The sequence below is a fragment of the Catenulispora sp. GP43 genome, from assembly GCF_041260665.1.
Taxonomy (GTDB): Bacteria; Actinomycetota; Actinomycetes; order Streptomycetales; family Catenulisporaceae; genus Catenulispora.
The window spans coordinates 1-23,519 of the sequence record NZ_JBGCCT010000049.1 but is presented as its reverse complement, the minus strand read 5'-3'; the positions used below and the strand labels follow the sequence as shown (position 1 = coordinate 23,519).

18 protein-coding genes and 1 pseudogene are annotated in these 23,519 nt (G+C 70.8%); 9 read left to right on the top strand and 10 right to left on the bottom strand.

Going from position 1 to position 23,519, the window contains the following annotated elements; translation table 11 throughout:
- Positions 1-5 precede the first annotated feature (5 nt).
- The 4 genes from ABH926_RS50640 to ABH926_RS50625 form a co-directional block, all read right to left on the bottom strand.
- Positions 6-1,892: an ABC transporter ATP-binding protein gene (locus ABH926_RS50640; protein ID WP_370374598.1), complete on the bottom strand. Its 1,887-nt coding sequence runs from the start codon at positions 1,890-1,892 to the stop codon at positions 6-8.
- Positions 1,892-2,425 carry a hypothetical protein gene (locus tag ABH926_RS50635; RefSeq protein WP_370374597.1) on the bottom strand — a complete coding sequence of 178 codons (534 nt, stop codon included), beginning with the start codon at positions 2,423-2,425 and terminating at the stop codon, positions 1,892-1,894. The genes ABH926_RS50640 and ABH926_RS50635 overlap by 1 nt, the downstream gene beginning before the upstream one ends.
- 40 nt (positions 2,426-2,465) lie before the next feature.
- Positions 2,466-2,981: a MauE/DoxX family redox-associated membrane protein gene (locus ABH926_RS50630; protein ID WP_370374596.1), complete on the bottom strand. Its 516-nt coding sequence runs from the start codon at positions 2,979-2,981 to the stop codon at positions 2,466-2,468.
- A 62-nt stretch (positions 2,982-3,043) separates the two neighbouring features.
- Entirely contained in the window at positions 3,044-3,289 is a 246-nt protein-coding gene (locus ABH926_RS50625) for a hypothetical protein (RefSeq protein WP_370374595.1), read from the bottom strand.
- A gap of 226 nt (positions 3,290-3,515) precedes the next feature.
- Between ABH926_RS50625 and ABH926_RS50620 the strand changes: the two genes are divergently transcribed.
- From ABH926_RS50620 to ABH926_RS50610, 3 genes are all read left to right on the top strand, one after another.
- On the top strand, positions 3,516-4,190 hold the full coding sequence (locus ABH926_RS50620) for an HD domain-containing protein (protein WP_370374594.1): 675 nt from the start codon (positions 3,516-3,518) through the stop codon (positions 4,188-4,190).
- A gap of 55 nt (positions 4,191-4,245) precedes the next feature.
- Positions 4,246-7,311: an AAA family ATPase gene (locus ABH926_RS50615; protein WP_370374593.1), complete on the top strand. Its 3,066-nt coding sequence runs from the start codon at positions 4,246-4,248 to the stop codon at positions 7,309-7,311.
- Positions 7,312-7,495: 184 nt separating this feature from the next.
- A complete protein-coding gene (locus tag ABH926_RS50610; protein WP_370374592.1) occupies positions 7,496-11,803 on the top strand; it encodes a carboxypeptidase regulatory-like domain-containing protein in 4,308 nt (1,435 codons plus the stop codon).
- A 285-nt stretch (positions 11,804-12,088) separates the two neighbouring features.
- Here the strand turns inward: ABH926_RS50610 and ABH926_RS50605 are convergent, their stop codons facing one another.
- The gene (locus ABH926_RS50605) at positions 12,089-12,913 is read right to left on the bottom strand and encodes a MarR family transcriptional regulator (protein WP_370374591.1); all 825 of its coding nucleotides are present in this window, start codon (positions 12,911-12,913) and stop codon (positions 12,089-12,091) included.
- A gap of 124 nt (positions 12,914-13,037) precedes the next feature.
- Here ABH926_RS50605 and ABH926_RS50600 point away from each other — a divergent pair, with 124 nt between their 5' ends.
- From ABH926_RS50600 to ABH926_RS50585, 4 genes are all read left to right on the top strand, one after another.
- Positions 13,038-13,544: a MarR family winged helix-turn-helix transcriptional regulator gene (locus ABH926_RS50600; RefSeq protein WP_370374590.1), complete on the top strand. Its 507-nt coding sequence runs from the start codon at positions 13,038-13,040 to the stop codon at positions 13,542-13,544.
- 17 nt (positions 13,545-13,561) lie between these two features.
- Entirely contained in the window at positions 13,562-14,419 is an 858-nt protein-coding gene (locus ABH926_RS50595; protein WP_370374589.1) for a helix-turn-helix transcriptional regulator, read from the top strand.
- Positions 14,420-14,643: 224 nt separating this feature from the next.
- Positions 14,644-15,609, top strand: coding sequence for an NADP-dependent oxidoreductase (locus tag ABH926_RS50590; RefSeq protein WP_370374588.1), 966 nt, complete (start codon positions 14,644-14,646; stop codon positions 15,607-15,609).
- 24 nt (positions 15,610-15,633) lie between these two features.
- Positions 15,634-16,134, top strand: coding sequence for a cupin domain-containing protein (locus ABH926_RS50585; protein WP_370374587.1), 501 nt, complete (start codon positions 15,634-15,636; stop codon positions 16,132-16,134).
- Positions 16,135-16,278: 144 nt separating this feature from the next.
- Here the strand turns inward: ABH926_RS50585 and ABH926_RS50580 are convergent, their stop codons facing one another.
- Complete coding sequence (locus tag ABH926_RS50580) at positions 16,279-16,980, bottom strand: hypothetical protein (protein ID WP_370374586.1); 702 nt, start codon at positions 16,978-16,980, stop codon at positions 16,279-16,281.
- A gap of 778 nt (positions 16,981-17,758) precedes the next feature.
- Positions 17,759-18,685 (bottom strand): annotated as a pseudogene (locus tag ABH926_RS50575) (endo-beta-N-acetylglucosaminidase H); the annotation flags it as partial.
- Between the two features lie 225 nt (positions 18,686-18,910).
- Between ABH926_RS50575 and ABH926_RS50570 the strand changes: the two are divergent.
- Positions 18,911-20,269 (top strand): hypothetical protein, encoded by a 1,359-nt coding sequence (locus ABH926_RS50570; RefSeq protein WP_370374585.1) that lies wholly within the window; start codon positions 18,911-18,913, stop codon positions 20,267-20,269.
- On the opposite strand, the gene ABH926_RS50565 is transcribed toward ABH926_RS50570, so the two are convergent.
- Positions 20,251-20,472, bottom strand: a complete 222-nt coding sequence (locus ABH926_RS50565) for a hypothetical protein (protein WP_370374584.1) — start codon at positions 20,470-20,472, stop codon at positions 20,251-20,253. The two genes, ABH926_RS50570 and ABH926_RS50565, sit on opposite strands and share 19 nt — an antisense overlap.
- Before the next feature lie 235 nt (positions 20,473-20,707).
- Here ABH926_RS50565 and ABH926_RS50560 point away from each other — a divergent pair, with 235 nt between their 5' ends.
- The gene (locus ABH926_RS50560) at positions 20,708-21,928 is read left to right on the top strand and encodes a branched-chain amino acid ABC transporter substrate-binding protein (protein ID WP_370374583.1); all 1,221 of its coding nucleotides are present in this window, start codon (positions 20,708-20,710) and stop codon (positions 21,926-21,928) included.
- Positions 21,929-21,948: 20 nt separating this feature from the next.
- Here the strand turns inward: ABH926_RS50560 and ABH926_RS50555 are convergent, their stop codons facing one another.
- Both ABH926_RS50555 and ABH926_RS50550 read right to left on the bottom strand, forming a co-directional pair.
- Complete coding sequence (locus ABH926_RS50555) at positions 21,949-22,401, bottom strand: hypothetical protein (RefSeq protein ID WP_370374582.1); 453 nt, start codon at positions 22,399-22,401, stop codon at positions 21,949-21,951.
- Positions 22,402-22,479: 78 nt separating this feature from the next.
- On the bottom strand, positions 22,480-23,493 hold the full coding sequence (locus tag ABH926_RS50550) for an IPT/TIG domain-containing protein (RefSeq protein WP_370374613.1): 1,014 nt from the start codon (positions 23,491-23,493) through the stop codon (positions 22,480-22,482).
- Positions 23,494-23,519: the final 26 nt, after the last annotated feature.

Sequence of the window (23,519 nt, the reverse complement as noted above, 5' to 3'; positions counted from 1 at the left end):
CCACATCACGGCGTGCCCGCCACGGCTGCGGCGTCCCGGTAGCCCTCGGCCTGGAGCAGGAACAGCCGCGCGTATCGCGAATCAGTGCTCAGCAGCTCGTCGTGCGTCCCCTGTTCCACCACGCGACCATCCTCCAGCACCACGATCAGGTCCGCCTCCCGCATGGCGCCGAGCCGGTGCGAGATCAGCAGGCTGGTCCGTCCGGCGCGCCGGACGGCCAGGGCGCGGTGGATCTCGTGCTCGGCCTCGGCGTCGAGCCCGGCGCTCGGCTCGTCGAGGATCAGCAGGGACGCGTCGTGCCGCATCAGGCTGCGGGCGATCGCCACGCGCTGCCACTGGCCGCCGGACAGGGCCAGGCCCTGCTGCCGGTCCTCGTCGAAGAAGAGCCGGCTGAGCAGCGTGTCGTAGCCGTCGCGCAGGTTCGACAGGGTGCTGTCGATCCCAGCCGCCAGCGCCGCCCGGCGGATCGCCTCTCGGTCGTCGAGGCGGGTGACGTCGCCGACGCCGACGTTCTCCGCGGCGCTCAGGTCGTAGCGGCAGAAGTCCTGGAACGTGGCCCCGAGCGCGGCCCGCAGCTGGTCGATCGCCAGCTCGCGGACGTCGACGCCGTCCCACAGGATCCGGCCGCGGTCCGGTTCGTAGAACCGGCACAGGAGCTTGACCAGGGTGGACTTGCCCGCGCCGTTCAGGCCGACGAGCCCCACGCTCTGGCCCGCCGGAATCAGCAGGTTCACGCCGCGCAGCACCCACGGCGCGTTGTCGTGGTACCGGAACCAGACGTCTTGGAACTCCACGCCGCGGCGCAGCGGCGTCACCTCGCCGGTGCCGGACGCCACGTCCGGCGGCGTGCCGACGACGTCCAGGTAGCTGCGGAACAGCCGCATCGTCTTCCCGGCCTGCGCGGCCTGGTTGATCACGGCGGAGGAGGCGCTCTGCACGCCGGCGACGGCGGCCGTGAACAAGGTGAGCCCGCCGATCGTCACGCGGCCGGCCGCGACGCCGTGGATCACCACGATCGTGCCGACCGCCGCGACCGTCGCGGCGAGCAGGGCCAGCCCGGACTGCAGGCGCGAGCCGCGGCCCTCGACCGACAGCTCGGCGTCGGTGCTCTCCCGGAGCGCGGCGAGCATGCGGCGGTGGAACAGCGGGCCGAGGCCGAACAGGCGCACCTCTTTGGCGGCCGTGGCGTCCGTGAGCAGCTGCTGGAAGAAGAACCGGCGTCGCAGGGTCGCCATCGTGGTCTCGGCGACCCCGGCCCGGCGGCGGGCCAGCGCCCGCTGCGCGACGGCCGCGGGGACGGCGGTGAGGAGCAGGATGAGCGCCATCGGCGGCCACACCGCGAGCAGCGCGCCGAGGTATCCGAGCACGCCGACGGTGTTGCGGACGCTCTCGGTCAGGAACGCGTCGATGTCGGTGGGCGCGTTCTGCGCGCCCTGCTCGGCCAGCCGCAGGCGGTCCTGGAATACGGGGTCTTCGAAGGAGCGCAGCCCGGGCAGCCGCGACACCGCATGGTAGAGCTCGTCCTGCGCCCGCAGGGTGACGGCGCGGCGGGTGCGGCGCGCGACGTGGGTGCCGGCCAGAGTCAGCACGACGCCGAGGGCGGTCAGCGCCGCGCCGGCGATCACGAGCCGGGTGGCCCGGGCGGTGTCCAGGGCGCGGCCGTGCGCGAGCTCGTCGAAGAGCAGCTTGGCGATCCAGGCGCCGGCGGCGGGGACGAGGCCTTGCAGGACGGTGATGAACAGGCCGCCGGCCGCGTCCCGCGGAGCGGAGCGCCACAGCAGGGTGAGGGCGGCGCGGGCGACGTGGCGGCGAGGTGCCGGGGCCGCCGAACTGCTGCTGCCGCCAGCGCCAGCGCCACCACCACCACCACCGGGCATGCCGGCCTCGGCCATCACACCGCCGCGCCGGCCGGCGCGAGGATCGCGTCCCAGGTCCGGCCGGTCGCCTCGATCTTCCCGCCACCGGTGCGCAGCAGTGTCGGGAAGCTGTCCACGCCCCCGAAGGCGGTGCTGGCGGCGTCGCCGACCGAGGCGAAGGCGACCCGGCCGAGATCGGCCAGCGACGTGGCGAACTCCGCGCTCTGGGCGTCGTCGGCGCTGCCGTTCACGAAGAACACGGTGCGCTCCGGCGCCGAGCGCGGCGTGGCCCGGAAGTCGGCCAGCTGCGTCTTGCACGGTGCGCAGGTCGGCGACACGAACGCGACCACGAAGTCGTCGGCGAGTTGCTCCCCGGACAGGACCGTGTCGTCCGTCGCGCCCGCCATGAAGGTGCCGATCGGCGCCCCGACCTGCGGCAGCGTCAGCTGCGCGGCGCCGTGCCCGGCCTCGGCGCTCCGCAACCGGCGGATCACCGCGAACAACAACACCAGGTTGAAGACCGTGAGCACGGTCAGGACCGCGACCAGCCCGGTGAGTACGCCGACCATGGTGAGAACCCCTTCATCGTCATAGGAGAGAACGCGTGGATCACGCGGAAAGCAGAAAGCGCAGATCGTCCCAGCGCGTCGCCACGACCCCGGCGGCCACGCCCCCGGCCACCGCCGCGATCGCCCCGCCGGCGACGGCCGTGCCGCCGGCCAGGGAACTGCCGAACCCCAGGGCCGCGACGGCGGCCAGCACCAGGTTCCGCACCACGTCGGAGACGCCCATCGGGCCACGATCGGCGCCGAAGCACAGGCAGCGCACGCGTTCGCCGCGCCGCATCGACAGCCCCACCCCGAGTACGAACACCACGAGCAGCGCGAAGGCCGCGGCGAACCCCGCCGCCGCCGTCCCCGGCCAGACCACCAGCAGCACGGTCGCCCCCTCGACGACCAGCAGCCCCACGACCGCGGCCGGCCGCAGCCGCGCCGACAACCACCCCAGGTCGGCCAGCGACCCGGCGAACGCCCGCAAAGCCGCCGGGCTGCGCACCTTCCCGCCGAACGCGATCAGGAACACCGCGCCGAGCAGCCCGCGGCACAACAGATTGAGATAGATCACGTCAGATCCGTCCGGGGAACGGGGGGCGGGGCCATGCAGCGGCCCCGCCACCACGGGAGCGACTAGCAGACGATCTGGGTGTGCTGGTAGGCGACACCGCGGTTGCACGCGGCACCGCAGCTGCCGTAGCAGGTCTGCACGCCGTAGCAGACTTCCTGGTAGAAGTGCCCGTCGGAGCCGCACTTGCCGCCGTTGACCGCCACCCAGCCGCAGAACGTCCCCACGCCGTCGATGCAGGCGCCGGCGCTCTCCTTCTTCAGCACCTTCGCCAGCATCCGGTCGCCGAACGCGTTGATGAACTTGGTCATAGCGCATCCCTTCCTCTGAGGTCCGATCCGGTGTCGTACCGGTGGCGATCAAGCTCTCAGGTCCCGATAGCGTCGTTCTTGCGGCTGGATTGCGCCGAGGCCGGAAAACGGACGGCGGGAGGTCCGGAACTGTGGGGTGCCTGTCCGTCAACGCGGTGGTCGGGGCGCGGGCCGGATCCAAGACTGGAATCAGTCAGCAACGGATCCGAAGCCAGGGAGAAAACCCATGTCAGAGATGCCTGTGTCAGAGACGCCTGGGTCAGAGACAGAGACCATCGCCGGGATCACCGTCCCCGACACCCACCTCGTCCGCGAGGCGACCGCGCTCGTCCGCGAAGCCGCCGACGACACTCTGTTCAACCACTCCCGCCGCGTCTTCCTGTGGGGCTCCCTCAAGGCCGCGGCCCGAGGACTCGACGCAGACCCCGAACTCGCCTACGTCGGAGGCCTGTTCCACGACCTCGGCCTGACCGCCGCGTACCGCACCAAGGACCAGCGCTTCGAAATCGACGGGGCCGACGCCGCCCGCGCCTTCCTGCTCGACCACGGCCGCCCGGCGCACGACGCGCACCAGGTCTGGCTGGCCATCGCCCTGCACACGACGCCGGAGATCCCGCACCGGCTCAGCCCCGAGGTCGCGGTCGTGACGCTCGGCGTGGAGACCGACGTCCTGGGCCTGGACCTCGACGAGATCACCGACGAGCAGCGCGCCGCCGTGCTGGCCGCCCACCCCCGCCCGGACTTCAAGAACCGGATCCTGCGAGCCTTCCACGACGGCATGGCCGACCGCCCGGACACCACCTTCGGGACGATGAACGACGACGTCCTCGCGTACTTCGACCCCGCATTCGTCCGGGCCGACTTCGTCGGGATCATCCAGGGGAGTGCCTGGCCCGAGTAGTCGGCCGGACCTGCGGACCTCTGGGCAAGTTCCCAGTCATCGGTACTCTGGCACGGTGGATCGGCGTTCGGCGGAGGATGACCAACAGGCTGGCGCTTCACACCTGACCCGGATCGGCACGCCGCGCTTCATCGGCCGTGAGGCCGAGCTGACCCGAGCCGTCCGCGCCCTGCTCGCCCCGCCCGCGCTGGTCCTGGTCGAAGGCGAGGCCGGCATCGGCAAGAGCCGGCTGGTCCGCGAAACGCTGGCCGCCTTCCGGGCCCGCATGTCCGCTGCGGCCGACGCAACCGTTGCGGCCGACGCGACCGCTGCGACCGACGCGAGCGCCGCGCCGGCCACCGAACCGCCGGCCACCGAACCGCCGGCCACCGAACCACTGGTCGCCGTGTGCCCGCCGTTCCGCGAGCCACTCACCCTCGGGCCGATCGTCGATGCCGCGCGGGAACAATGCTCCGACGTTTCGGGGCTGGGGCTCAGCGCACTGGCCGGGACGCTGCGTCCGCTGTTCCCCGAGTGGAGCGAGGCGCTGCCGCCCGCACCCGAGCCGCTGAGCGATCCGGGGGCGGCGCGCCACCGGCTGATCCGCGCGCTGGCCGAACTGCTGGACCGGCTCGGGGTGAGTGTGCTCGTCGTCGAAGATGTGCACTGGGCCGATGAGGCCACCATGGACTTCCTGCTCTTCCTCGCCACGCGTCGCGCGCGGCGGATCAGCCTCCTGTTGACCTACCGGGCCGAGGATCTTCCCGCCGACTCGCTGTTACCGCGACTGTCGGCCGGCGCGCGGCAGGTCGCGGACTCCTCGGGCGGCCAGGGGAGTGTCCGCATCGCCCTCGGCGGGCTGGAGCCGCCGGAGGTCGCGCAACTGGTCTCCTCGATGTTGGACGACGAGCTCGTCTCCCCGGCTTTCGCCGAGCTGCTGCACGCGCGCACCGAAGGCGTGCCGCTGGCGCTGGAGGAGTCGGTGCGACTTCTGCATGCCCGCTCCGACCTGGTCCGCCGGGACGGCGAGTGGATCCGGCGCACCCTCGACGAGATCGACGTGCCGCCCTCGATCCGGGACGCGGTCACCGATCGCGTCGGCCGGCTCAGCGCCGAGGCACAGCAGATGTTGCTGGCCGCGGCGGTGCTCGTGGAGGCGGAGGCGGAGCCGGTGCTGGCCCACGTGAGCGGCCTGGCCCCGCACGAGGCCGGGCCCGCACTGCGCGAGGCGGTCCTCAGCGGCCTGATCGGCGAGGACGAGGCCGGACGCATAGCCTTCCGGCACGTCCTGGCCGCGCGCGCCGTCTACCACCGCGCCGCCGGACCGGATCGCCGTGCGGCCCACCGGCGGGCCGCGGCCAGGCTCGAGGACAAGCGCCCGGTGCCCGTCGCGCGGCTGGCCTACCACTACCGGGCCGCGAACGAGATGGCACAGTGGTGCCGGTACGCCGAGCAGGCCGCCGATCTCGCGCTGGCGGCCGGCGACCAGCCGATCGCGGTCTCCCTGCTGCACGATCTGCTCACCGAGGGCGGGCTCCCGGCGAGCGACATCGCGCGTATCGCCCAGAAGTTCCCGCTGCTCTCGGTCACCGGCTACCTGCACCGCGCCGACGTCGTCAGCACCCTGCGCTCGGTGCTGGACGACGAGCGGATCCAGGGGGCCGACCGGGGCCGCATCCGCGAACAGCTCGGCAGGATGCTGATCCACCTCGGCGAGCACGCGGACGGCGTCGACCAGATCCGGCGTGCCATCCCGGACCTGGCGGACAGCCCGTCGGAAGTGGCGCGGGCGATGGCCACCCTCGGCGGCCGGGTCGGCTCACTGCCCGCCGCCGAGCACCGGCGCTGGATCGACCGGGCCGCGTCGGTCGCCGAGTCCCGGCTGCCGGAGGCCGAACGGCGCATTCTGCTGATCGACCGGATCACCGCTCTGCTCGACCTCGGGGACCCGTCCGGCTGGGACCTGGCCGCGCGGTTCCCCACTCAGGAGACCTCGTCACAAGGGGCGTTGGACCTGGCGCGGCTCTCGATGAACACCGGCGACGCCGCGATGCATTGGGGTCTCCACCATGACGCCCGCCGGCGGCTGGCGATCGCCGGCGACATCTCACGCCGGCACCACCATCAGCGCCTGCGCGACATGACGCAGGTGACGATCACGCACCTGGACTGGTTCACCGGCACGTGGAGCGGTCTGGCGGACCGCGCCCGGCCCTGGGTGCGGCTCGACGACGAACCGATGATGCAGCTCGACAGCCGACTGGTCCTCGGGCTGCTGGGCGCGGCCGCGGGTGACGACCCGACCGCCGAGGACGCGGTGCGCTCGGTCCGCGACGAAGCCGTCCGGCGCGGCATCGCCGACATGTCGATGGAATCGACCGGCGCACTCGCGCGGCTCCGCCTGGCCGCCGGCGATGCCGAGGAGGCTCTGTCGCTCACCGACGACGCCGTCCACGTGGTCTTGGGCAAGGAGATGTGGCTGTGGGCCACGGAGACCTTACCGGTGCGGGTGGCGGCGCTGATCGCGGCCGAGCGCCTCGGCGAAGCCGAGGATCTGGTGGCCGCGTTCGCCCGGGGCTTCGCCGACCGGGCCATCCCGTCGACCCGCGCGGCGCTGGAGACCTGCCGTGCCCTGCTCGCCCAGGGGCGCGGCGACCATGCCGAGGCCGCCGCCGCGTGGGACGTCGCCGCGGCCGCGTGGCAGGCACAGCCGCGACCGTACTATGCGCTGCTGGCCCGTGAGCAGAAGGCCGGCTGCCTGATGAAGGCCGGCGAGAGCCGGGCCGCGCTGTCGCAGTGGACCGAGGTCGCGCAAGGGCTGGCGGTGCTCGGCGCGAAGAAGGATGCCGAGCGCGTCGCCGACACGCTTCAGGAGCGCGGCGGCGAGAAGCCGGGTCGCCGCAGGGCGGGGCGCCGCGGCTACGGCAACCACCTCTCACCGCGCGAGCAGGAAGTCGTCGAGCTGTTGCTCAGCGGTCTGACGAACCGGGAGATCGCGGTCGCGCTGTCCCGCTCCCCGAAGACCGTCGCGGCGCAGCTCAACTCCGCGATGCGCAAGCACGGAGTGACGACTCGCACCGCCCTGGCCGTCATCGTGACGCAGACACGTTTCGGGGCCGCGGCGGACACAGCTCGGGACTGATTCCTTTCTTTAGGGCATCTGCCCAATCGAGCACCGCACGTTCACGCCGCATACTCGCCAGGGACGCCAGTCACCCGCCCCCATGAAAGGCAACTGCCCGATGCACTCTCCCGGGCGCCGTCGTGCGCCCTTTCTCGGACTGATAGCCGGACTCCTCGGCTTAAGCCTCTGCTACGCCTCCCCGGTGTCGGCGGGTACGAACTCACCGAGCAGCGTCGCAGCTTCGAACGCGAACACCGCGAACCCCGCGAACCCCGCGAACACCGATTCGTTGCAGGGCCCGGTGACGCCCAAGCCGCCCACGGCCGAGGCACAGAGCGACCCGCGCCTGGCCAAGCTCGCCGCGAACCAGCCGGACTACAGCCCGGCGGCGTGCAACGTGCCCGACCCGGCTCCCGGCCACGCGGTCTGCTTCGCGCTGCAAGCCACCACCAAAGTCCGCAGCCTGATCGCCGGCGCCGACGGACCGCCGGCCACCGCGCTCGGTCCGGCTCAGATCAAGGCCGCCTACCACTTGCCGGACGGCGGCCAGGGCCAGACCGTGGCGATCGTCGACGCCTTCGGCGCCTCCACCGTCGAGGCCGACCTGGCTGTCTTCCGCCAGCACTACGGCCTGCCCGCCTGCACCTCCGCCAACGGATGCTTCCGCAAGACCGACCAGACCGGCGGCGCCGACTACCCGGCCGACGACAAGGGCTGGGCCGAGGAGACCTCGCTCGACGTCGACGCGGTGTCCTCGGCGTGCCCGCAGTGCCGCATCCTGTTGGTGGAGGCGGCCAGCGCCGCCACGTCCGACCTGGGCACCGCTGAGAAGACCGCGGTGAGCCTCGGTGCGAAGTACGTGTCGAACTCCTACGGCATCCCCGGTGAGTTCGCGGGCGAACAGGCCGACACCGACTACGACCACCCCGGCGTGGCGATCGTGGCCAGCTCCGGCGACACCGGCAACGTGGTGAACTGGCCGGCGTCCGACCCGGATGTGGTCGGGGTGGGCGGCACCACGCTGACCGCCGACTCATCGACGACGCGTGGCTGGACCGAGACCGCGTGGACCTCCGGCGGTTCCGGCTGTTCGGCGTACGAGCCGCAGCCCGCGTACCAGGCCGGCCTGACCACCGACTGCGCCAAACGCGCCACCGCCGACATCTCCGCGGTCGCCGACCCGCAGACCGGCCTGGCGGTCTACGACACGCTCGGCCAGCCGGGGTGGGTCCAGGTCGGCGGCACAAGCCTGTCCGCGCCGCTGATCACCGCGATGTATGCCCTGGCCGGCGCTCCGGCCGCCGGGACGTACCCGGTGACCTATCCGTATGCCTTCGGCGGCAACCACCTGTTCGACGTGACGCAGGGTTCTGATGGCAGCTGCGGCAACGTGCTGTGCACCGCCGGTTCCGGCTGGGACGGCCCGACCGGCATGGGAACCCCGAACGGCGTCACCGCGCTGACCCTGAGCGGCTTCGGTACCGCGACCGGCACCCTCACCTCCTCGGCCGGCGGTCCGTTGCCGAACGCGAGTGTCGTGTTCACCGACGCCTCGCAAGGCCTGACCTTCCACGCGACGACCGACGCGCAAGGCAGGTTCACCGTTCAAGTCGCGCACGGTACCTACAGCGCGACCGCGTCGGCATACGGTTTCAAGCCCGCGACGCGGGCCGGGGTGCAGATCACCGACAACCAGACCACGACCGTCGATCTCACGCTGTCCGTCATCGCGTCCAAGACGGTCTCGGGCAAGGTGCTCGACTCGACCGGTCACAAGTGGGGGCTGTACTCGAAAATCACCATCGACGGCTACCCCTACGGCGCGATCTACTCGAACCCGAAGACAGGCGCGTACTCGGTGAGCCTGCCGGAGGACGCGAACTACACCGTGCACGTGACGCCGATCTATCCCGGCTACGGCACCGCCAGCCAGTCGATCACGGTCGGCACCGCCGACGTGGCCCAGAACCTCGCGGTGGGAGCCGATCAGAACCTCTGCACGGCCCCCGGCTACTCCTACCCCGCCCAGGCGGACTTCGAAGGCTGGAGCGGAACCACCGGCCAGGGCGGCTGGACCGTCACCGACAACAACGGCGCGACCGCCACCTGGGAGTTCGACGACCCGAACGGTATGTGGAACCTCACCACGGGCTCGGGCAACTTCGGCACCGCCGACCCGTACGACCACAACGGCGCGGCCGAGGACACCGACTTCGTCTCGCCGGTCATGGACCTGTCGGCGCAGCCCGACGCGGCCTTGAAGTTCCTCCACGCGTATCTGCCGGCCGCGGGCACCGTGGCCGAGGTCGACGGGAGCGGCGACGGCGGCAAGACCTGGCACCAGATCTGGAACGCGAACGGCGGTGCCCCCCAGGGTGCGGTCGGCGTGCCGCTGACTGGTCTGGCCGGTCACGCGGGCGTCCAGGTGCGGTTCCACTACAGCGGCGCGGGCCTTTCGCTGTGGCAGATCGACAGCGTCTACATCGGTACCTGCCGCACCGTGCCCGGCGGCATCGTCGAGGGCACCGTCACCGACGGCAACACGCACCAGCCGCTCAACGGCGCGGTCACCACGGACACCGCGAGCGCGGCGACCACCGCGACCAGTCACCCGACTCCGGACGATGCGGGGACCGCCGACGGGTTCTACTGGCTGTTCAGCCAGGGCGCCGGACGGCACACCTACACCACCGCGGCCAACCGGTACGCCACGCAGACCACGACGGCCACGACGAAGGCGGACACGGTCGTCGCTCACGATGTCACCCTGCAGGCCGGGCGGCTTTCGGTGGGTCCGTCCTCGCTCTCGGTCAGCGAGGAGCTCGGCAAGAAGACCCAGAGGGAAGTCACCCTGACCAATACCGGCCGGGCCCCGCTGCATGTCACGCTCGGCGAGCAGAGCGCCGGCTCCACCGCACCGGCTTCCGGCACGACGGCCGGGACGACCGCCGTGCCGGTGCCGCTGAAGAAGGTCCCAGGCAACTACCCGACCGGTCCGGCAGTCCGCTCCCCGAGTACGAATACTGCGACACCGACTCTGAACTCGACTCCGGCGAACCAGACTCCTGCGAAGCCGGCTCCGGCGATCGCCCCGGTGGCGGACACCGGCGGCTGGCAGGCCCTCGCCGACTATCCCGAGCAGATCATGGACAACGCGGTCGGGTACTACCAGGGCCGGGCCTACTCCGTCGGCGGCGTGACTCAGATCGTCGGCGGCGTGGCCCGTGCCGACGGCTTCGTGTACGACCCGGTCGGTGCCTCCTGGACCGCCATCGCGCCGCTGCCGCAGGCGCTGGAGTCCCCGGCGGCGGCGTTCCTGAACGGCACGATGTACGTGGTCGGCGGCTGGAATGTCGACGGCAAGATCCAGTCCACCGTCTACGCCTACCACCCGGCCGGCGACTCGTGGACGCGGGTCGCCGACCTGCCGCAGGCCACGACGTCGGCCACCGCCGCGGTGCTCAACGGCAGCCTGTACGTGATCGGCGGCTGCGCCACCGGCAACTGCGCGACTCTCTCGTCGGCGGTCTACCGCTACTCGCCGGCCGCCGACAGCTGGACGAAGCTGGCCGACTATCCGGTGTCCATGCAATGGGGCGCCTGCGCCGGCATCGCCGCTGAGGTGATCTGCGCGGGCGGCGACACGCACGACTCCGGCGGCCACACCGAGGGCCTGGCCTCGACGTACCTCTTCCATCCCAAGACCGACACCTGGACGCAGGCCGCTGACATCCCGTACCCCGACTGGGGCATGTCGTCCAGCGGCGCCAACGGCCAACTGCAGATCGTCGGCGGCATCACCGACGCCGACGGCACCAACCAGGCCGAACAGTACGACCCGGTCAACAACGTGTGGAGCGCCCTGCCGAACGCGGTCTACCCGACCTTCCGCAGCGGCGGCACGGGCTGCGGCCTGTACCAGATCGGCGGCTCGATCGCGGACGGCGTCGCCTTCCCGACCGGCAACGACGTGGCCCAGGTGCTGCCCGGCTTCGACCAGTGCGGCGGCGACGCAGTGCCCTGGCTCACCACCCAGCGCGACCGCGGCAGCCTGGAGCTCGCCCCGGGCCAGAGCATCAGGGTCCGGGTGACAGCCGACGCCTCGCAGATCACGGCGCCGGGCAGGTACGCCGGCGCGCTGACGTTTACCACCGACACGCCGTACGTCAACGACGCGCTGCCGGTCAACCTGCACGTGACCGTGCCCTCGTCCTGGAGCGAGGTCACCGGCACGGTGACCTCGGCCGCCACTGCGGGCAGCGCCGCGAAGCCCCTGCCCGGAGCGACAGTGCAGCTGTGCCCGGCACGCGACGCGACGTCCGGTACCTGTACTCACGCGCAGTACACGGTCACCACCGACGCCCACGGCGCGTACTCGCTGTGGCTGCCCGGGCGGGCCGACACGATGGCGGTGGTCGCCTCCAGCACGGGATACGCCTCGCAGACCAAGGAGGTGATGATCCGCAGAGGCGGCGTCTTCGAGCTCGACTTCACACTGGCGACCGCGTAACAGACCAACTCCCCGCGCGCATCCCCCCGCGCGCGACCCGCGCCCCGCAGAGGCTGTTTGCCTCTGCGGGGCGCGGTTGTTGGGACCGGCGATTTTGGACGGCACTGCAAGCGGCGCTGTGCATGAGGACCCTGCTGAGTTGTTCTGTGGCGCTGCCCAGCAGCTCAGGGCGCCAGGTGGTCAGATGCCGCCCGGCGACGCGAGACGCGAGCACAGCCGCCACCTTTTCGGTGAGGCCGCGTGCGGCGCTCGAGTCCTGAATCGGCCCTTGCCCGTGGCGCTCGCTCAGTCATTGGCGGCCTCCACCGCCGCGGCGATCGGTTCGAGTCCCGTGATCAGCTCGTCGAGCTCGTCGGCGCTGAGCACGTCGTAAGCAGGCGCCGCCAGCTCGTCGGTGAGCGCCTCGATCCGCTCCCTGGTCGCCCGGCCGGCGTCGGTGAACCCGCCGTCGGCGTCCACCAGCCCGCGTCCGCGCAGGCCGTCGACCACGGCGGCCAGCTGCGCTTCGGGCAGGTGGTGCAGCCGGCCGAACTTCTCAGCCCGCATCCCGAGGGAAAGAGCCATCAGGACGTGGGCCCCGGTGCCACCGATGCCGTGGGCGAGCAGGGCCGCGTTGTGCCCGTCCCCGCGATGCTCGCGCAGCAGCATCGCGGCGTGCCAGAGCCTGGCCACCGGCTCCTCGGGCACGGCCAGCGCCCGAAGCCCGGCGTACAGCGCGCGGCCCTCGGCCGGCGCGCTGACGGCGGCTCGGGTGGCGAGGTCGATGACCCGCGGCAGCCCGGGGGAGTCGGCGAGCGGCCCGATCCACTGCCGCAGCGCGGCGGCGCTGCCCCGTTCGCGCACGGCGATCGCCTCCTGCGGGGTGGTCTTCCCCCAGACCCACGGGATGTGGCGCGCCACCTCGCCCTCGGCGAAGTTGTAGAACACCGCGTGCACCACCTCGGCCGGCGCCGAGCCCAGCGGCGCGGCCCGACCGGCGAAGTATCCGTCCCAGTAGTTGCGCATGCCCAGGGCCAGGAACCCCTCGTTCGGCACGGCGGAGAAGGTGACGGCGCCGATCGGCTCGATGAGCTCGGACATGCGGTGGATCTTGGCCTGTGGGTGCGGCATCTGTCGTCATCTTCCGTAGTCGTGAAGGCGCCCTCGCGGGTCACCTCTTGCTGATGCCACGAACGGCACGGCCCGGATCCGACAACCGGGTGCACTTCGAATTCAAAGCAAGTAGACTCGCGGAGTGAACGACGCGACACCCGGCCTGAACTCGGAGCAACTCGGTGCCTATTTCGCCCTGATGGAGGTCAGCAGCCTTCTCCAATACGCGGTGGACGAACATCTGCGCGCCGACGGCGATCTCAGCTACGTGCAGTTCCAGATCCTGGCACGCCTGGTGGACTCACCGGAGGGCCGGCTGCGGATGACCGACCTGGCCGACGGCGTCGTCTACAGCCGCAGCGGTCTCACCTACCAGGCAGGACTGCTGGACAAGCGCGGCCTGATCACCCGCTCGCCGTCGCCGGACGACGAGCGCAGCGTCATAGTGACGGTCACCGATGCCGGCCGAGCCCTGATCGCGCATGTGATGCCCGGGCATGTCGACCGCGTCCGGCAGCTCCTGTTCGACTCGATGCCCGACGAGGACCTCACCGCCCTCAGCGCCGTCCTCGGCCGCGTCCGCACCCATATGCGCGCCGCACCGCCGCGGTCTGCCAAACCCCGCGCCGGACGCAACCGCACCGCCTGAAAAAGGGGGACCGGGCGATGGATCGTGCGCTGCTCGCGGACTTTCTCCGGGCTCGTCGCGAGGCGCTGCAACCGGAGGACGTCGGCCTGCCCCGCGGTTCCCGGCGTCGGGCCGGCGGGCTGCGCCGCGAGGAGGTCGCGATGCTGGCCGACATGTCGACCGACTACTACAGCCGGATCGAGCAGCAGCGCGGTCCGATGCCATCCGAGCAGATGCTCGCCGCCCTCGCGCGAGCGCTGAACCTCAGCCCGAGTGAACGCGAGCACCTGTTCGCGCTCGGCGGGCATTCGGCACCGCGGCGCGCTCTGCGCGACGAGCGCGTCAGTCCCGCCATGCGGCGCATCGTCGAGCGCCTGTCGGACACGCCCGCGATCGTGTTCTCCCAGTTCGGCGAGGCGCTGCTGCAGACCAGCGGGGCGGTTGCCCTGTTCGGCGACTACACCCGTTTCAGCGGGATGTCCCGCTACCTGGTCTACCGCTGGTTCACCGACCCGGCGCAGCGCGCCATCTATCCGCCTGAGGATCATGACCTTCGCGGCAGGGTCTTCACCGTGGATCTGCGGGCGGTGTACACCGCGGACCCCGCGGGCACGGCCGGCGAGATCGTCGAAGCACTGCTGGCGGTCAGCCCGGAGTTCGCCGAGGTCTGGCGCCGTCACGAGGTGGATGTGACCCACCATCACGAGCTCAAGCGCTACCTGCATCCGGAGCTGGGCGACCTGGAGATGTACAGCTGGCGGCTGATGGATCCCGACGAGAACCAGGACTTGCTGGTCTTCATGGCGGAGGCCGGTTCGCCGAGCGAGGAGAAGCTTCAGCGCCTGGTCGTCGTGGACGGCGGCAGTGCTGTCCAGGGACAAGTTGTCCGCGGATAAGGCGGGCCTTCATCTGGTTCCCGGTTCGAGCCACGCTTGATCCGCAGCCCGAACTGGGCTTCTGAGGTTCTTGGGCTTCTGAGTTTCTCGGGCTTCTAAGTTTTTTGGGCTTCTTGGTTTCGCAGGTCGTTCGCGCCACAGTTTGCTTCAGGTTCGAAGCATGCTATGGTCATCAAGTGCTTCGAAAACGAAGCATATGGTCGGAGAAGAAAAGAGAGTTCGTGATGAAGGCAGTGCGTTTCCACGAGTACGGCGACCCGAGCGTCCTGCGCTACGAGGACGCCGAGCAGCCCGTCCCCGGGCCCGGACAGGCGCTGATCCGGGTCGCCGCGACGTCGTTCAACGGGGTCGACGGCAACATCCGCGCGGGATTCATGCAGGAGGCGATCCCGGTGACGCTCCCGCACACCCCCGGCCTCGACGTGTCCGGCACGATCGCCGCGTTCGGCGAGGGGGCCGGGGGAGTCGATGGCCTCAAGGGTCTCAAGGTCGGTGACCAGGTCGTCGGGTTCCTGCCGATGACGGACGACGGCGCGGCCGCGGAATACGTCGTGGTCCCGGCCGACATCCTCGCGCCGGCGCCGACGAGCGTCGCCTCGGCCGACGCCGCGGCGCTGCCGGCCGTCGGACTCACCGCGTGGCAGGCGCTGTTCGACCACGCGAAGCTCACGGCGGGCCAGCGCGTGCTGGTCAACGGCGCGGGCGGGGCGGTCGGCGGCTACGCCGTGCAGCTGGCCAAGGCCGCCGGCGCCTATGTCATCGCCACGGCGAGCCCGCGCAGCCGCGACCGGGTCCAGGCCGCCGGCGCCGACGAGGTCATCGACCACACCAGCACCGCTGTGGACGCCGCGACCGCCCCGGTCGACGTGGTGCTCAACCTCGCGCCGATCGAGCCGGCGCAGCTGGCCGCACTGCTCGAGGTGATCCGGCCGGGCGGCGTCCTGGTGAACACCACCGTGTGGATGCCCGCGCCCAGCGACGAGGAGCGGGGCGTGCGCGGCATCGACCTGTTCGTCCGCAGCGACGCGCAGCAGCTGGCGCACCTCGTGGAGCTGGCCGATCGCGGCGAGCTGCGTATCGAGGTCGCCCGGCGGGTTCCGCTGGCTGACCTGTCCGCCCTGCACGCCGACGCCGCCGCGGGCAACCTGCCCGGCGGCAAGATCGTCGTCGTAGTCAATCCCGGTGCCTGACCGACCTCCTAGGAGACGATCCACATGATCCCCGCTGACGACCCGTCCCGTTCGTTGACCGTGGCGAACCCCGACGACCCGACCACGACCTACATCTCGCTGGTGGGCAACACCTACGCCATGCTGATCACCGGCGAGCAGACCGACGGCCGGTACTGCCTGATCGACATGCGCGTCCCCGACGGCGGCGGTCCGCCGCCGCACCGGCACGACTTCGAGGAGATGTTCACGATCCTCGAGGGCGAGATCGAGTTCACCTTCCGCGGTGAGAAGCGCACGGTACGGGCCGGGTCCACGATCAACGTCCCGGCCAACGCACCGCACAACTTCCGCAACGTCTCCGGCGCGCCGGCCCGCATGCTGTGCATGTGCACCCCCGCCGGCCAGGACGAGTACTTCATGCGCATCGGTGATGTCGTGGCGAGCAAGGACGCGCCGCCTCCGCAGCTGTCGCAGGACGAACTCGCGCAGCGCCGCCGCCTCGCCGGCGAGCTGGCCGAGACGTACCGAAGCGAATTCCTGTAGCCCGCCTCTGTCCTCTGCCAGACAGGCGCCGCGCTTCCGCTCCCCGCGTGTGTCAGCCGGCTTCGATGGGGCCGGATCCGGGCCCGCTGTGTACGGACCCGGACCGTCAACGTCCCGCGCGGCCGGCTCGCCCTCGCGTTTCCGCTACCAGGGCGACGCTGCCAGACGCTCCTGGCAGACCCGCCGGTCCTCGGGGTCGGCCACCGCCTCGATGAGGCGGACCGCCTCGGTCCTCAGGACCTCGGCGTCCGCCGCGCCGGTACGGGCCGCGACGCGGGCCAGTCCTTCGGCGGCGAAGGCCCGGTCCCAGTCGGTGAAGGCTGCCGGGTGTGCCTCGATCAGCCCGGCGTAGCGGTTCGCGTGCCGGGCCGCGACGTCGAGATGGCCGATCGCCGTCGCGACCGCGGCGATCATGTACTCGCCGCGGCCGTGGTTCGCGACCGTCCCGGCCTGCATCCAGTGGTACGTCGAGGCGTACGCCGCGTACAGCGCCGCTTCCTGGTCTTCGATCGGGCTGTTCTCCGACAGGCCGGAGTCCAGGACGTCCCACGTGCCGTTGTTCAGCTCCACTCCGAACCACCGGTGCAGGTCGCGGCCGCCGCTCTGCTGGTCGACGACCGCCGCCACGAGGTCGCGCCAGCCGTCGAAGCCGTGTTCGCGGGCGATGACCAGTTGGGCGTCCCGCAGCTGGACCGCGGTGCCGGCGGCCGACTCGACATCGGGGCGGACCGCCTTCAGCCGGGCCAGTGCCGCGGGATTGCCGCCGGCGCAGGCACGCCGCAGTTCCTTGGCTTGGGCGCGAAGCTGGGCGAGGTCCGCGTTGTCCGGAAGCGTCTTGTGATCCATGACGTTCTCCATCGTCGCCCGAGTCCGCTGCGGCCGGGCGCGATAGGGATCGGCGCATGGCGCTGCACAGTGATGGGGAATCCAGGGGCACTCGGTGCTTGCCGCGGACGGGAGGCGTCCTGGTACGCGCTGCGGCTAAGTTAACACACCACGAAACGCGCGATGCCGAGGGTCGAGCGCCGAGCGCCGAGGGCTATGCGGCGATGGCGAATACGTGCAATTGGCCCTGGTCGGCACTGGACGGCAAGGTGACGCTGGCGACCGTCTTCCCCGCAGTCAGGGAGACGGAGCTGGTGGCGAACACGTAGGTGGTGACGCCGTCGCGGCCGCCTGAAGTGGTGTCGCGGTAGGCGCTGGTGATGGCGACCGTGTTGCCCGACTGGACCGAGGCGCTCCCGCCGTTGAGCGTCCAGTCCGAGAACGACAGCGTCACGCTCTGGCTCGTGCCGTCGGTGAAGTTCACTGTCGCGGTCCCGCTGGAGGGTCCGTTGGTGGCGGCGCCCAGGAAGGCGATGCTGCCGGAGGTGCCCGCCCCGGATATCGCGACCGTCTGGCCCGCGGCCTGGTAGTTGTCCGGTGCCCCGGCGGCCACGTTCGGCCAGGTGAAGGTCTTCCCCGATGCGGTGAGCTGCGAGCCCGGGCCGGCGCCGGCCGACGCGAGGGCCTGGGCCGAGTAGGCCCAGCCGACGCCGTCGAAGTTCGGGCCGGTGGAGCCGTCGCCGGCGATGCCGGTGTTGTTGTACGTCGCCGTGCCGCCGCCGCTCGAGCCGCTGCTCTTGTAGACGGCGCTGCTGCCGTACAGCGCCTGGGTGAAGGACGAGATGTACGTGCTGGCGTCCGTGTCGGGCAGGTTGTAGGTGTTGAAGACGCCGTAGCCGCCGCTCACGGTCTGCTGCGCCAGGCTGGTCGCGGTCGACGACGAGGTGTTCTGGATGTCGATCGCCGCGGGGGCGAGCTGCGCGTTCGTCAAGCCGGGCACATCCGGAGCCCCCCACGTGCCGTAGTAGGGGTTCCAGCTGTAGTTGATCAGGCTGCCGACGTTGATCCCGCCGTAGGACAACGACGTCGAGGACGGGCCGATGTAGTACAGGGAGATGATCTTGTTCGGCATGTCGTTGCGCAGTGCCTGGACCAGGTAGGGGAACGACCACGCGTTCGGCTGTCCGGTGCCGTTCGTGCCGTAGTCGGCGTATTCGTCGTCGAAGTCGATGCCGTCCAGGCCGTAGGTGGTCACGGCGTTCGACAGCTGCGTGGCGAACGCGGCGGCGCTGGCCTGGTCGGGGAAGTTGGCGAAGCCGGCGCCCTGGTGGTTGCCGAGGATGGACAGCAGGACCTTGATCCCCTTGGCCTGCAGCGGTGCGATCTCGGTCGCGGCGTTGTCCAGGACTGCCTGTACCTGCGGGTTGAAATACAGGGTGGCCTTGGTGCCGTCGTAGTCGATGTTCGCGGCGAAGATGATCGCGATGTCGAACACGTTGGCCCCGTTCGAGGCCAGGGTGTAGTTGCCGGCGCTGGTGATGCTGTTGGTGTTGACCTCGACGTAGGCGGTCGTGATCGGACCGGACTTGGTGGCGGCCGGGGCCGCGGCACCCGTGGCGGCGGCGGCCGGGGTGGCCGCCTGGGCCCGGACCACAGCCGAGGACGTCCCGAGGACGGCCACGGCCAGACCGGCGTCGCGCAGCAGGCGGCGGCGGGTGATCGGCATCGACGAACTGCTGGGACCGTCGTTCATGACCATCTCCTCTGATCCAGTCTGCTCATTGCCTGTGCGAGTGCCGGGTGGTGCCGCCGAGGGAGATAAACCGCTCAAGCAAGGGCACTATCCACCCGGCGGAGTACTGGGTCAAGAGCCTGATCCGGCTGGAGTCTGTTCCGGTCCCGGCCGGCGACCGGCGAGGTGCGGCGCGGCGCGTTCGGGTAGCGTGCCACCGTGACGACACCCGAGTACCCGCTCGACCGCCCGGCCGGCGGTGAGCCGGCAGGTCCGGCCGGCGCCGCCGGCGCCTCACGCACCCAGCAGATCGTCACCGCGGGCGTCCTCGGCGCCCTCGCCGGCGCCGCCCTCGGCAGCCACCGCGGCAGGCGCGCGACCACGCTGGCCGCCCTCGCCGGGGCGGCCGGCCTCGGCACGGTCGAGGCGGTGGCCCGGGCCCGGCAGCGTCCCGGGCAGATCCCGGCCTGGTGGGCGCGCGTGGCCGCCAGCGGCGCGATCGCGGCCCCGGTCGGCTGGGCCGCCGGCCGGGTGACGGGCGCCGGACCCGTGGTGGTCGGCACCGCGGCGGGGGCCGTCGCCGGCGGCCTCGGCCTGCGCCCGCAGAAGGTCGCGCTCGGACCGGTGCTGGGCGCCGTGATCGGCCGCGGACTGGCCACCCGGCCCGGGCTCAGGGCCCCGGCGGTGGTGGCCGCGGCGACCGTCGTGGGGTTCCGCGCGGTGTCGGCGCTGGTGTTCCGCGACCCTCAGGTCAGCCTTCTGGCCGAACGTGTCACGGCGCGCGAGTTGCCGTTCGTCGTGCCTCTGGAGTCGCGCACACGCTACGTCGGCACCGGGTACGTGCGCGATCTCGCGAAGGTTCTCGGCGGCGTCTACGTCCCCGACACGCCGGACGTCGGCATCGTCGCGTCCCTCGACGAGTTGGCGGGTCCGGACTTCGCCCCGTCGAAGGCCGACCCGCTGGTGCGCGAGTTCTACGAGCACACCACCCGGTTCACCCTGGACATCGTGCCGGAGTGGCGCGCGTGGGTCCGGCCGGGCTATCTGCTCTACCGCAATCTGCTGGCGCGCCCGCTCGGCCAGGCGAACGTGCCGATGAACCAGCGCGAGACGCTGCGCGGGATCCGCAGCCGGATCGACACGATCGTGCGCCCGGACGACGCCGTGGCGGTGCGTGGCTGGATCCGGTCGTTCGCGGACAACGACGAGCCGATCTACATGGGGATCTACACCACCTACCGGAACGCCGGGCGCGGGTACGTCAGCGTCGGGTTCCCGTTGCCGCAGGCCAGTTTCACCGCGACGCTGCTGCCGAAGGCCCGGCCGGACGGCGGCCTGGTCCTGACCAGCCGCAGCGACCTGGACCAGCCCGGCCACTACCTGACCTACATCGACTCGGAGTCGCGCGAGCTGACCAGCGCCGCGGTCCACGGCTTCGCCGAGCAGCTGGACGTCTACGTGCGGGACGGGGAACTGCGCGCCGAACACGCCTTCTGGGTGTTCGGCCTGCCGTTCCTCGTCCTGCACTACCGCATCCAGCGCAAGCCGAAGGCCACGGATCAGACGGTGAACGTGTAGGTGCTGCCGTCGATACTCGTCAGCGTCGCGGTCGCGATGTTGACGTTCGGCGCGCCCAGGGAGTACTTGTACTTCGCGCCCCGCGTCATCCCGCTGACCGACGTGGACGGGGTGACGGTGAACTTCCCGCCCGACGTCCCCGTGGTCTCACCGCTGAACAGCTGCATCTCCGCCGTGTCGTTGCTGTAGATGTACGCTTTCATGTGATCACTCCTTCGCTGGCGGCTTTCGTACCGCCAAGCTAGCCGCGGGTTCCTGCCCGTCGGTGCGCGATAGGGCACGGCGTCAAGAAGGACTCAGTGCTCGAAGGCGCACATCCTCACGGCCGTTCCTGAGCTCTGGCCTTCCGATCACCCAAGTGGTAATTGCTTGAGTATGGATGAGCACCCTGCGTCATCAGCGCCGAGGTTCGTCCGACGAAGCAGGGAGGATTCGGACGTGTGGACCATCAACCGAGTGCGGGCCGGCGCGGTCGTCGTCGCCGGCGTGCTCGCGCTTTCGGCCTGTGCCGGCAGTTCGTCGAAGTCTGGGGGTGCCGGCTCCTCGACTTCCAACGGGAACGCCAACTCGACCGGTTCCAATGGCAACAAGCCCACGCTGGAGATAGGCGTCCAGGGCCCGTTGTCGGGCGCCAACGAGGCGCTGGGCCTGAACATCGACTGGGGCGCCAAGCTCGCCGTCCAGCAGGAGAACGCCAAGGGCGACCTGCCGTTCAACCTGGCCGTCAAGGAGTCTGACGACCAGGGCGACGAGTCCAAGGGCGCCTCGGCGGCGCAGCTGCTGATCCAGGACCCGAAGGTGGTCGGCGTGGTGGGTCCGGCCTTCTCCGGCCCGACCGCCGCCGCCGGGGCGCTGTACTCCAGCGCGAACCTGGTGGCGGTGAGTGTGGCGACGCGTCCGTCGCTGACCAGCTCCGGTTTCAAGACCTTCTACCGCGTCGTGGCCAACGACAACGTGCAGGGCCCGGCGGCCGCCGACTACATGGCCAAGGTGCTCAATGCGACCAACGTCTATGTGGTCGACGACAAGTCCCAGTACGGCCAGGGCCTGTCGCAGGCGACCGTCGGCGAGCTGAAGAAGGACGGCGTCAAGGTCGAGACCGACAGCGCGGCGGCCGGAACCCAGGACTACTCCCCGCTGGCCTCCAAGGTCGACGCCTCCGGTGCCCAGGCCATGTACTACGCGGGCTACTACGCCGACGCCGGGGTGTTCGCCAAGGCGCTGAAGGCCGCGAGCTACAACGGCAAGATGATCGCCGGCGACGGATCGAAGGACCCGGACTTCATCACCACCGCCGGTGCCGACGCCGCCGAGGGCTGGCAGTTCACCTGTCCCTGCTTCGACCCCGCCACCGACCCGAAGTACGCGACCTTCACCGCGGACTACAAGAAGCTGGCCAACGCCGAGCCGGGCACGTACTCCATCGAGGGCTACGACTCGGCGAACACCATCATCAGTGTGCTGAAGAGCCTGAACACCGCCAGCCCGACCCGCCAGGCGGTGGCCGACGGCGTGGGCAAGGTGGACTACCAGGGGCTGTCCAAGGAGATCAAGTTCACGCCGACCGGCGACGTCTCGGGCACGGCGATCTACGCCTACCAGATCAAGGGCGGCGTGATCACCCTGATCGGCGACATCTCGAAACTGGTCGGGGGCTGATCCCGCGCGGGTCGTGACTGTTAGATCATGCTGAGGTAGCAGATCGCCTTGTGGAAGCCGTGGTCCCAGTCCTCCTGCAGGCTCGGATAGATGATCTTGTAGTTCAGGTCGGTCGCCCCGGGCAGCATGTACTGCTGGGCCTCGCTGTCCGGGACCTGGCCCACGGCCGCCTTGCAGGCGCTGTCGGCCTGGTCCTTCGCCTGCTCGTAGGGGCCCGCCAGGTCGGCCACCGCGAAGACCTTGACGCTGGAGGTGTCGCTGCACGGCACGATCTGCGGCGGCTTGGGCGCCTCATCGGCTTTCAGGAGCTGGCCGAACGGCGCGCTGTCGATGATGCAGTCGTTTGCCTGGATCGAGTCGAGAGTGTTGACGTAGGTCTTGTAGCCGTCGTCATACCCGTGGCTGCCGCACCCCGCGGTGACCAGCGCCGCAGCCGCCAGGATCGTGAAGGAAAGCGTGCGTCCCGTTGTCATGACGGTGTGTCTATCAGGAGTCGGCGATTGTCGAAGAAGCGAAAGTGAGGACCGGTCCTCCAGGAAACACATTGCCTTCTACACGCTCGGGCCGGCGACCAGCTGATAGCTGGCAGGGCTGCTGACGCCGCCCGGCGTGGTGACCGTCACGGTGACCGAGCCGGGGGAGCCGCCCGGGCTCACGGCCACGAGCTCGGTGTCCGAGACGGCGACGAAGGGTGCTTCATTCCCGCCGATCAGGACGGATTCGGCCCGGCCGAGGTTGCTTCCGGTGATGGTGACCCCGTTTCCGCCGCTCGACGGCCCCTGTGCGGGATTGAGGGCGTTGATGACCGGGGCTGCGACATACGTGTAGTACGGGCTGCCCACACCCGGCAGGCTGGTGCCGCCCGGTGCGGTCACCGTGACGGCCACGGTCCCGGAGCCGCTGGGGGCCTGGACACGGATCTGGTTGTCCGAGACGATCACGAGCCCGGTGGCGGCGGCGGTTCCGAAGTGGACAGCTGTGGTGAGCGTCAGGTTGGTGCCCGTGATGGTGACGGTATTGCCGCCAGTCGCCGGTCCCACTGCGGGGGAAAGGCTGGTGACGGTCGGCGGCGGGACGTAGAAGTACAGCACCCCGTTACTGGTGCCTCCAGTGGTGACCACTGTGACCGCGACCGGTGCCACGGGTGCGGGAGGTGCGGTGGCGGTGATCTGGGTGGCGCTGACCACCGTGAAGGACGCCGACACCGAACCGAACAACACGCTGGTGGCGCCGGTGAACCCGGTGCCCGTGACGGTGACCGTGTTCCCGCCCACGCTCGGGCCCTGCGTCGGGCTGATGCTGCTCACCACCGGCGCCGCCACATAGGTGTAGGTGGCGCTGTTGCTCGTCCCGCCTGGCGTCGTGACCGTCACCGACACCGAGCCGGTACCGGCTGGAGCCGTGGCGGTGATCTGGGTGGCGCTGACCACCGTGAAGGACGCCGAGGCCGAACCGAACGACACACTGGCGGCGCCGGTGAACCCGGTGCCCGTGATGGTGACCGTGTTCCCGCCCACGCTCGGGCCCTGCGTCGGGCTGATGCTGCTCACCACCGGCGCCGCCACATAGGTGTAGGTGGCGCTGTTGCTCG

What these genes read in the sequence shown, in the direction of transcription:
- ABH926_RS50640 (WP_370374598.1), bottom strand. Translation starts at nt 1,892, where the DNA reads ATGGCCGAGGCCGGCATGCCCGGTGGTGGTGGTGGTGGCGCTGGCGCT.
- ABH926_RS50635 (WP_370374597.1), bottom strand. Translation starts at nt 2,425, where the DNA reads ATGGTCGGCGTACTCACCGGGCTGGTCGCGGTCCTGACCGTGCTCACG.
- ABH926_RS50625 (WP_370374595.1), bottom strand. Translation starts at nt 3,289, where the DNA reads ATGACCAAGTTCATCAACGCGTTCGGCGACCGGATGCTGGCGAAGGTG.
- ABH926_RS50620 (WP_370374594.1), top strand. Translation starts at nt 3,516, where the DNA reads ATGTCAGAGATGCCTGTGTCAGAGACGCCTGGGTCAGAGACAGAGACC.
- ABH926_RS50605 (WP_370374591.1), bottom strand. Translation starts at nt 12,913, where the DNA reads ATGCCGCACCCACAGGCCAAGATCCACCGCATGTCCGAGCTCATCGAG.
- ABH926_RS50595 (WP_370374589.1), top strand. Translation starts at nt 13,562, where the DNA reads ATGGATCGTGCGCTGCTCGCGGACTTTCTCCGGGCTCGTCGCGAGGCG.
- ABH926_RS50590 (WP_370374588.1), top strand. Translation starts at nt 14,644, where the DNA reads ATGAAGGCAGTGCGTTTCCACGAGTACGGCGACCCGAGCGTCCTGCGC.
- ABH926_RS50585 (WP_370374587.1), top strand. Translation starts at nt 15,634, where the DNA reads ATGATCCCCGCTGACGACCCGTCCCGTTCGTTGACCGTGGCGAACCCC.
- ABH926_RS50580 (WP_370374586.1), bottom strand. Translation starts at nt 16,980, where the DNA reads ATGGATCACAAGACGCTTCCGGACAACGCGGACCTCGCCCAGCTTCGC.
- ABH926_RS50565 (WP_370374584.1), bottom strand. Translation starts at nt 20,472, where the DNA reads ATGAAAGCGTACATCTACAGCAACGACACGGCGGAGATGCAGCTGTTC.
- ABH926_RS50555 (WP_370374582.1), bottom strand. Translation starts at nt 22,401, where the DNA reads ATGACAACGGGACGCACGCTTTCCTTCACGATCCTGGCGGCTGCGGCG.